Genomic DNA, 8818 nt, shown 5'->3' on the forward strand with positions numbered 1-8818 from the left:
GGGCCGCCGTCGGGTTGAGAATACATTCGCATCAACCGCAAGGGTCATCACATTCCTCCATTGGACCTGAATTGGCGGTGGGACGATCGCCCGGCCAGGCTGCTGAAGTGGCGGCAATGGCGGGGGGCGCGTCGAAGGGTTGAACCGGGCGGGCCAACAAGGGCGCGCGTTCCTGCGAGGTTCGATTCGATACTGCGACGGACAGAATCGCACAGAGAATAATGGCAGCGCCCAGCGCACCCGCGGGCGAGTTCCGCTCGCCGAGGAAGATCGCCGCGCCCAGGGCCCCGAAGACACTTTCGGCACTAACGATCACGGCGGCGTGACTGGCGGAGGTGAAGCGCTGGGCGGCAATCTGCATGCCGAAAGCGATTGCGGTGGAGAATACACCGAGGACCGCCAGTTCCGGGCCGGCTGCAAATGCTGCGACCAGCGACAGGTTGCCGTGCATTGCCCCTAGCGGCAGGGCGAAGGCGGCGACCCCTAGGAATTGTGTCGCCGCTGCAGTGAACGGCCGGGCATGGGCCTGCATGTGCCGGCCCAGCTCGACCATCCAGAGCGCATAGCAGCCAGCCGACAGGATGGCGGTGAGATCGCCGCCGCTGAGACCGGCCATCCCATCGGACAGAAATAGGGCTCCGACCACGGTCAGCCCGGCGGCGACGGTGAGGCGCGCTGTCGGGCGTTCGCCGATGAGCAGCCATGCGGCCAGTGGTGTCATCACCGTTGCCGTGCTCACCAGGAAGCTTGCATTTGTAACCGTGGCGCCGAGATAGCAGAGTTGCTGAAGCGTGATGGAGATGGCAAACAGCGCGCCCACCCTGGCCAGGCTGGAAAAATAGCCGGGCCCGGCACGCAGTCGCCTTTCCATCATTACAAAGGGCAGCACAAGCAGCCCGCCAATCAGGCAGCGCAGGCCGACGGCGCTCAGCGCGTCAAGGTGGGCAAGCACTGTCTTTTGCGCGACATTGCCGAAGCCCCACAAGGCAGCTGCAAACAGCAGCAGCAGATTGGCCTTTAGCTTGGACATCCCCCAATCCCCCAGGCCAAAGCCTGTCGCGGGCTTGCGATGGCTCCAACCATTCAGGTCACCTGGTTAGATCCGCTATGACCCGCGGCTCTTCAGTTGTCCCTACTTAAGCGATCTCTTAATTGAAGGGCCGTCACAGCAGCGCTTGAATGCTGGCTCTCGCCGTTGAGAAGCGTTAGTTTTGAGTTATGATTTCGTCAGGCGGGGAAGCTGTTAAGCAAATGCAAAGCGAGGATAGCGTCGCTACAAGTAAAATCTCGCTTTTCGGCGGCTTCCGGATTGAAAAGGAAACTGTTGGCCCGCTTTGGCTGACCGGGAAGCGAGGCCCCGCGATCATTGCCTATCTGGCGCGCTGTCCGGGCATGGCGGTGACGAGGGAGAGGCTGGCTGATTTGCTATGGGGCGATAGCGACAGCGAACACTCCCGCAACAGCCTGCGGCAAACCCTCAGCGTTCTACGCCGGGATCTATTACGAGCGGGTGTGGATATCATCCATTCCCGTAGGGAGTTGATCGGCCTCAAGCCCGAAGCGGTTCGAGTTGACGTCGCGGAGTTCGAATCCGGGCTCTCCGCCCGTTCCGCGCAGGACCTTGAGGAAGCTCTCGCGCATTATACGGGACCGTTTCTCGATGGACTCTATTTGGGAAGCAGTGCTTTCGATGACTGGGCTGCGTCGGAACGCGACAGGCTGCTGGGCCGCGCGTTTGAATCCTTCGAAAAACTCGCCCGCCTCGTGGACGCGGAGGTCGGTCTTGCTCTGGCCGACCGAGTCCTCGCCATGGAACCCACACGGGAGGCATCCTATCGGCTCAAGATGGAGTTGCTTGCCGCGTGTGGCCAGCGCGACAGAGCGATAAGGACTTACGAGGCCTGCAGGAGCATGCTGAAGAAAGAGTTCGGCGTGGAAGCCGGGTCGGAGACGCGGGCACTTTGGCAATCCCTGCTGGCTGCTGCCGACACGGCAACAAATCCGCAGTCGACAAATAGTGCCGCGGTCAGCCAGCGCCCCGGGCGCCCATCGATCAGCGTTGCGGACTTCGTCAATCTGACCGGAAAGAAGGGCGACGATTTTTTCGCCAAGGGACTCGTCCAGGACATCACCACGGCCCTGTCCGAGGTAGCCGATTACGTCGTGGTTTCTGCGCCTCCACCTGTGGAGAAGAACGGCGCTGCCGCAGACACTATCCAGGGAAAGCTCCGGGCGCGATATGTGCTCAGCGGCAGCGTCCAGAGATCCGGCAATGGACTGAGGGTGAACATCCAGCTTGTCGATGCCGCCGGCGGCCACAACGTCTGGGCCCAGAAGTTCGACGGCCGCTCCGAGAACGCGCTCGAATTCCAGGATAGGATCGCTCAGGCGGTTGTGCTGGCCGTGATCCTCGACCTTCAACTGACCAACTGGAAAGTCCGCGACAAGAGCCCACCCGGTCCCCCTGAAGTGCGCAGGTTAGTGAACGAAGCTCTCATGAAGTATTTCGAGATGACCCGGGACTCGCTGTTGGTCGGGATAGAGCTTGCCGAAAAGGCCTTTTCAATAGGTCCCGACAACGCCCGCGCAAAGCGGACCCTCTCGATCCTGATTTCTATGGGCGTGGCGTTTGGCGCGCTGCCTCGGGAACAGGGCCAGATCGAGCGTGCGCTCAAGCTTGCGGAAGCCGCAGTGCGGGCGGTGCCGGACGATGAAATTGCCCGGTGTATCCTGTCGTTCGCGCTCGAAAGTTCCGGCCGTATCGATGAGGCGATCGCCGAGTGCCGCCATGCGATCAGCCTCAACCCAAGCTATCCGAGTGGCCACGGCGACATTTCGATGCTCTTTGCGTTGCGCGGACAGGTCGGCGAAGCAGTGCGTGAGGCCAACGAAGCAATCCGGCTCGGAACCCATGACGTCATCGACTTCTGGCGTCACCACGGCCTGGCAGTGGCGCTCTTCGCCGGCGGAGACGACCAACGGGCGCTTGAAGCCGCCCGCAAAGTGGTTAGGACAAAGCCGGGCTTCGTTCGCGGCGCCCTTTATTGGGCTGCGGCCGCCTGCGCAACTGGAAACAACGAAGAAGCCTCGCGGGCTGTCCATCATTGCCTGTCACAGCTTCCTCATCTCAACCTAGGCAATGTCTGCCCCGGTTTTGTGCCACGCTATGTGAAAGACCATCATCACTCGAGATTCCTCGAAATGCTGTCGAGAGCTGGGCTTCCGAGTTCCTGATGCGATCACCACCATCGAGAGTGGTGTGCACGTCTGAAATTTCACGAATCGATCTGGTCGCTTGTTTGGGTGATGACAATGGCTGGCCGTTGATGTCCACAAGGCCCGGCAGGTCGGCCGCCGAGGTATGCCTTGAAACGCCATCAAGCGGCCGCGCCGACCCCTCCCGAGCTCATGGGTGGGAATCGCTTCGGCCCCATGAATGCGGCCGACGGGTTGCTGACGTCGCGCTGAACAGTCAATCCGTCTTTCAGGGGCGTTCTATATCCTCGACGGTTTCTGCCGCAGTTCGCCCGCCGCTCGTACCACCAGCGGCGCAATCCATGGGAGATCACCACCTTGTCCCAAAAGGTGTGGGTCGCCTCGACGTGGTCACGTCGGCGACGCAGAGATCAATGCCTGCCGCTTCCTCCGCGACATAGGGGCGTGATCGTGATGGGGCGATTGGGATCGAGCGCCGATTTCGCCCCGGATTCAAGGCGTATGACCGGCACATAGGCACCATCACGCCGGTCGACCTCGGGATACCAGAGCAGCAGGGTCTGACCATCGGCATCGGCTTCGTCGACCTCCACCCGGCCGGCACCGTCGGTGATGTCGGCAGGTTGAGCAGTCAGGAAGTCTCGCAACCGGCCCGTGATTAGGCGCGGCATGCGTCCCGAATGTCGTCTAGCCTGGCGCGGTGCTTTTTGTTCGACAGTTCCTCAAGCTCTTCGACAGAGGCAGCCTCGTCGAGGTCGGCGCGGAACACGGTAACGTCGATGTCCTCGGAAAAACACTGGATGAGGCCATACCCTTTTGACAGCGACGAGACCTGATACTGAATTAACTTGCAAAATCCGCGTACGAATTCGAAATTCTGTCGTCGCCCGGCACGCCACGGCATACGGACGATTGAGAGATGCTTTGCGCTCTCGCCATGCAGCGAGAGCCGGCCACGTGCCCTTTTCCAACTTCCATTTTCTGGCACCGGAAGACCTGGCTATGTGTCAGCGTGTGTTCGATCGGATATGCGCCGACGCCAGCTTGCACCCCACTTCTATTGACGCGGAAATGCTCGCGTCCACTGTGCTGACTGTGTTCCAACTTGACCCCAGCAAGACCGAAGCGGAGTTGCTCGGCTCGATCCGCGACCGTCGCAACGATTTCGAGAAGCTGACGGGCTGAACTTTTCCCCGGTTTTCTCGTTGGTCGCGTATGAAATACGAGTGGGAACCTGACTACCATTTCATCGAAAGCGCCCGCCGTAACCAGCGCCGAGCGGATGCCGAACTGAACTCCCTACAATCGGCCATCGATGAGACACGCCGCATCCTAGCGGCCTCACGGAAGCTCTTGGAGCAGATTGCCGAGCGCGAAAACCCTACTCAGCCGTAGGGGAATGGCGTTATCGTGACGAACCCGAACGGATTCATATGTGAAGCTTCAGCGTTGACCGCAGCGGCACTCCCAGAAGCTCGACCTGCTTATTTGGGGCGATTCGTTGTCGCAAATAGATAAGACCGGTTCAGTGATGTGAACCGGCCTTGGATGTAACCGCCGGTGAGGGCGGAATTTGTGGACCACGACGTGGCAAGTGACTCCGGCGCAATCCGTTGAGGGGACTCGATCATTGCGTGCACGCCGCGCTCCTGCTGCTCGGGCGTGAACACCCACACCCAAGGCATGACATGGCCTAATCAAATAGCTGCGGCCGTCTATGGGATGAAGCGGCATCCCGGTCATCGCAGCGGCGCGTGAAGTTTTGCCTTCCTAAGTTACTCTGGAAGCCATGGAGCCTAGCATCATTTGGACCTCAGTCGCTGCGTAGGATTTTCGCTTCTAACGCCGCCGCAACGAAGGCCCGTCTCGCTAGCGGCGTCCGGGCTTCACCACGCAGAACCTGAAGGCATGCATCCATGGCCAGTTTTCGCTTCTGCGTCTGATGAGGGATACTCCGCAGCAGGATCGTGGCGTTCACATCGAGTATGACGCGCTCAAGGTCGTGCCGGCCAACTTGCACCACCACGGGTCGGACGAACCTGCTCGACATTCAATTAACACTCAATCCCGACCATGACGCGGTCTTCACGTATCATGACGCAGGGTCAATTAATACAAGTATTGGCTTCATGCTTCGAGCTGGCTGCCCTGGACGAGGGTCGGCTGCTTCCACGCGCATCGACGAGAACCGCCGACGCGATTGGCCAATCCATGTCACGCACCTGCGCGACCTTGCTCGAGGGTCACCCCAGAACAATTCGATCAGATTAGCCGTATGCATGAACGCCCTGTAATCTTGCAAGCTGATTGGATCTACTCGTTTGCCGGTCAGGTCTAGCGGTCGAACCAGCTGGAACCCCGACAGCTGGCTGTGGAGGTTGGCGTCCTCTCGCTGCTGAAGCCCGCGGCGCTGTCGAGCGGCTGGGTAGCATCGCACGAAAAGCCGTGCGTCTGCTGCTTTGCGCTGCGCCACTCTCATTTGAACTGTACTGGAATACGCAGCAAGTCCTGCAAGCAACATGGCAGTTGTGGCGAGGTATGCAGTTCGGTGCAGCTCTGCTTCCATCGCAGGATGTATTCGGCGATGGGAATGCCGGTTCGGCCGGGCCACAGATTGAGGGCGCCCAACGCCTGGATACACGGACAGGTCCAACTGATGCTTGGCCGATCTTTAAGGGCGTAGCCGGAGAGCACAATCCGGCCGCCGGTCGCCTTTTGGCTCAAGCGGGCGGCTGCGCATAGCGTCCAGGAAGCCGCGGGCGAGCTCGCTGAATTAGGAGACTAGCCTGCCGCGTGCGCCGTCCATGCGATTGGTGGAAGACGACGGGGTTTCTTGCTTCCTGCGATAAAGCCTCTGCATCGGTCTCGAAGAAAGTCATCGAACCCGAGATAGAGACTTTGAGAACCAGGCTTCACAAATGCCGCTTCACACCGGGTCGAGAGATTTCCTACATCTTGTTGATGGGGTGGATGTATATACAATACCTAGGCTTTCTTATTATATTAGCCAACCAAGATATAATTACCAAATTGTTAACCAGGATTAATGCCTGTTTTCCACAGCATCGTAGTATGCCTCTGGGTTGGGTTACCACCATAGGTCGGGGAAGCCATACGTCCGTGCGTTGGGGCGGCGTATGCCATACTCCTTGAATCCAATCCTCAGTTACATCTAGGCAGCCTGACATGTGATCAAGCGTATCAGTTGTCGTCTCTGACAAGCTTTGAGAGGGAGCCAAACCCAAGAGGGAGAAAAGCAAGGTCAGCGACAAAAAGGAGTAGGTGAGGCTATGGGACATCCCCAAACTTCCGATTTTTGGAATGACGCGACAAGACCGATACACAACGGACATCTGCCGGACGCGAATGGTCTTGGCAGCCCCGAGGTCGAAGAAGGACATCGAAACGAAGGCCTTGTCATGATTGTCGACAAGCGAGCACTCGAACGTGAATGCCTTGCTCGTGGCCTTATCGAACACACTCCCACTTTGCGCGTTAGCGCGGTGGGATCGCTCGACGAAATCCATCACATTGCGGGCGAAGCGGAGCCATCCGCGATCCTCGTGATTCTTGGCGCCAAAAAGGTCACGGACCCGAGCGTTCGGGCGGAACTTGCGCACTTCATTTCCGAGATTGGCGCCGTACCCGTGATCGTCGTGGTGGATTCCGACGAGCCGGGAGAGGTTCTCGCGGCTCTCGAATGCGGCGCCCGAGGCTACATTCCTACAAGCGTGAAGGTGAAGGTCGCTGCCGAGGCCATTGGTCTTGCTCGTGCCGGAGGGATCTTTGTGCCCGCCAGCTGCGTGCTGGCGCTTCGAGAGATCATCCACTCGACCGCAAACGGTGCCCGCCCGCTCTCCGGCATGTTCACCACACGCGAGGCCGCGGTTGTGGAGGCGCTCAGGACAGGCAAGGCGAACAAGATAATCGCCTACGAGCTCAACCTCTGCGAGAGCACCGTCAAGGTCCACATCCGAAACATCATGAAGAAGCTCAAGGCTACGAACCGCACCGAGGTGGCGTACAAGCTTAGACAAATGTTGCTTTGAAGGCTGCCGACATCAACACGGCTGTTCATCGCAGCCGGTTGATGCCATAGCCTCCGGAAAGCTTGTCCCGCGGTTCCGGGCACGGCTATGCCGGACCCCCATCGATCCAGAAACGCACGACAGTGCAGGCGGGATTCCATCCTGCTGCGTCGAGGCAGAGAAGTGCATTGGACGGAGGGAGAGTATCTATATCCAACGTTTCTGCGGCTTCGCATTTTCGTCGTGTTGCCAAGCTGCAGAACCAATTGCTCATGCTTCAGTATGTTGATGAGAGTCGGACACGCAGTGGACTCGTGGCTGACACTGCAGTCCAAGAATCCAGCAACCGGCTGACGGCGCCGGCCGTCCCTTAGATCGCCGGTTGTTTACGCGGCTATCGTGCCCACGCCCCTCATTTCCAGAGATCGCTAAGATGCCGCCACTGAACATGATCCGGGCGGAGCTTGAATGCGTTGAACGCTCGCCTGAAACGGCTGGGTTGAAATCGCTGGTGTGCAACTCAGATGTTGCTGCCGAGGGCTCTTCCGCAGGTTTGGGTCACCGAGGACTGCTCCCCGCTTATCGCGGCACTGACCTCCGCCGAAGCAGCCCGCCCACAAACCGTTTGTTGATCAACAACGATGGCTAACCGGCGGCGCGCTTATGACTAGCTCGCGGCCAAGTTCAGGACCACGATGACTCGGACAGGACGCCGATAAGTCCAATCGGATCTCGAGAATGTGAAGCCCTTCCCAAACATGCGGAACATTAGAGCTATCTAACTGTTCTAACCTAAGTTGCACACCGTGAACCGCGTTGGGTGGAACGATTTTGCAATTCGGGTCTGACGGGCGACGACTTGTTAGGCGGCTTCGTGTCCATGCTGGCCTGCTTAGTGCTTTTCAACATTATGGCGCAGGATCGCCCAAATCGATAGGCGCGCTATAGCCGGCCTGACGATCGTTTAATGCCGCTGTTTTGGGTTGGCGGGCTTTGGCCTGACGCGGCAAGATCTTGCTGAGCCGTCACGCCTGCCTGATCTTCGCAGAGATTGGATATCGACGGCGCTCCAGAGGTAAAGACAACTCCGGCCGCTTCCAATGCTTGTCGGATGCGGGTGAGGTTGCCCTGACCCGGAATTCTGTTGCCGTTCTCAAACTCGCGGATCGTTTCTTCGCTAAGATTGGACTTCGCGCCAAGTCGCACGCGGGACCAGTTCAATAGCGCTCGCGCTGCTCGCGACTGCTCTGCCGTCAGATCTTGCAAACGACATCTCCGCTCCACGTAACCCCTTGCAGAACAGCGGACCGGACGGAAGGTTCCGGCAACATTGCACAGATTGCTAATCGGCGGAAACAGCTCCCAGCATTGCATGAATCCGAGTTTTTGCACGGAGTTCTGGTGCGTCAGTGGCGGTTACTGGACCCCATTGCCATCAGCGTCCGCCGTGCCATCCTTGAAATCAACCCTTGTGCCCTTTTTCACTATAGCGGCGAGGTCCTCGGCATCCCAGTTGGTCAGCCTGATGCAACCATGCGAAAAGGTCGTGCCGATCTTGCCGGGTTCAGGGGTGC

At 59.1% G+C, this 8818-nt stretch carries 8 protein-coding genes; 3 read left to right on the plus strand and 5 right to left on the minus strand.

The genetic code is table 11. The features are described 5' to 3' along the window. Nucleotides 1-31: 31 nt before the first annotated feature. Nucleotides 32-1030 carry a DMT family transporter gene (locus NKJ26_RS29820; RefSeq protein ID WP_352699116.1) on the minus strand — a complete coding sequence of 333 codons (999 nt, stop codon included), beginning with the start codon at nt 1028-1030 and terminating at the stop codon, nt 32-34. A 221-nt stretch (nt 1031-1251) separates the two neighbouring features. Here NKJ26_RS29820 and NKJ26_RS29825 point away from each other — a divergent pair, with 221 nt between their 5' ends. Next, complete coding sequence (locus tag NKJ26_RS29825; protein WP_352699118.1) at nt 1252-3234, plus strand: BTAD domain-containing putative transcriptional regulator; 1983 nt, start codon at nt 1252-1254, stop codon at nt 3232-3234. A 392-nt stretch (nt 3235-3626) separates the two neighbouring features. On the opposite strand, the gene NKJ26_RS29830 is transcribed toward NKJ26_RS29825, so the two are convergent. Then, nucleotides 3627-3887, minus strand: a complete 261-nt coding sequence (locus tag NKJ26_RS29830) for a hypothetical protein (RefSeq protein WP_352699119.1) — start codon at nt 3885-3887, stop codon at nt 3627-3629. A 286-nt stretch (nt 3888-4173) separates the two neighbouring features. Here NKJ26_RS29830 and NKJ26_RS29835 point away from each other — a divergent pair, with 286 nt between their 5' ends. Then, on the plus strand, nt 4174-4401 hold the full coding sequence (locus tag NKJ26_RS29835; protein ID WP_352699121.1) for a hypothetical protein: 228 nt from the start codon (nt 4174-4176) through the stop codon (nt 4399-4401). A 628-nt stretch (nt 4402-5029) separates the two neighbouring features. Here NKJ26_RS29835 and NKJ26_RS29840 read toward each other — a convergent pair. Further along, nucleotides 5030-5266, minus strand: a complete 237-nt coding sequence (locus NKJ26_RS29840) for a DUF982 domain-containing protein (protein WP_352699123.1) — start codon at nt 5264-5266, stop codon at nt 5030-5032. A gap of 1369 nt (nt 5267-6635) precedes the next feature. Between NKJ26_RS29840 and NKJ26_RS29845 the strand changes: the two genes are divergently transcribed. Continuing rightward, complete coding sequence (locus tag NKJ26_RS29845) at nt 6636-7265, plus strand: LuxR C-terminal-related transcriptional regulator (protein WP_352699125.1); 630 nt, start codon at nt 6636-6638, stop codon at nt 7263-7265. Between the two features lie 921 nt (nt 7266-8186). Here the strand turns inward: NKJ26_RS29845 and NKJ26_RS29850 are convergent. Continuing rightward, a complete protein-coding gene (locus NKJ26_RS29850; RefSeq protein ID WP_352699127.1) occupies nt 8187-8510 on the minus strand; it encodes a helix-turn-helix domain-containing protein in 324 nt (107 codons plus the stop codon). A 150-nt stretch (nt 8511-8660) separates the two neighbouring features. Beyond that, nucleotides 8661-8818, minus strand: a 158-nt coding sequence (locus NKJ26_RS29855; RefSeq protein WP_352699133.1) for a L,D-transpeptidase, incomplete at its 5' end; no start/stop codon positions are given.

It is taken from the genome of Mesorhizobium sp. M0152 (assembly GCF_040322415.1).
Lineage (GTDB): Bacteria > Pseudomonadota > Alphaproteobacteria > Rhizobiales > Rhizobiaceae > Mesorhizobium.

Bases quoted from the DNA above. Each gene is read 5' to 3' on its own strand.
- NKJ26_RS29820 (WP_352699116.1), bottom strand. From the start codon at position 1,030: ATGTCCAAGCTAAAGGCCAATCTGCTGCTGCTGTTTGCAGCTGCCTTG.
- NKJ26_RS29825 (WP_352699118.1), top strand. From the start codon at position 1,252: ATGCAAAGCGAGGATAGCGTCGCTACAAGTAAAATCTCGCTTTTCGGC.
- NKJ26_RS29830 (WP_352699119.1), bottom strand. From the start codon at position 3,887: ATGCCGCGCCTAATCACGGGCCGGTTGCGAGACTTCCTGACTGCTCAA.
- NKJ26_RS29840 (WP_352699123.1), bottom strand. From the start codon at position 5,266: ATGTCGAGCAGGTTCGTCCGACCCGTGGTGGTGCAAGTTGGCCGGCAC.
- NKJ26_RS29845 (WP_352699125.1), top strand. From the start codon at position 6,636: ATGATTGTCGACAAGCGAGCACTCGAACGTGAATGCCTTGCTCGTGGC.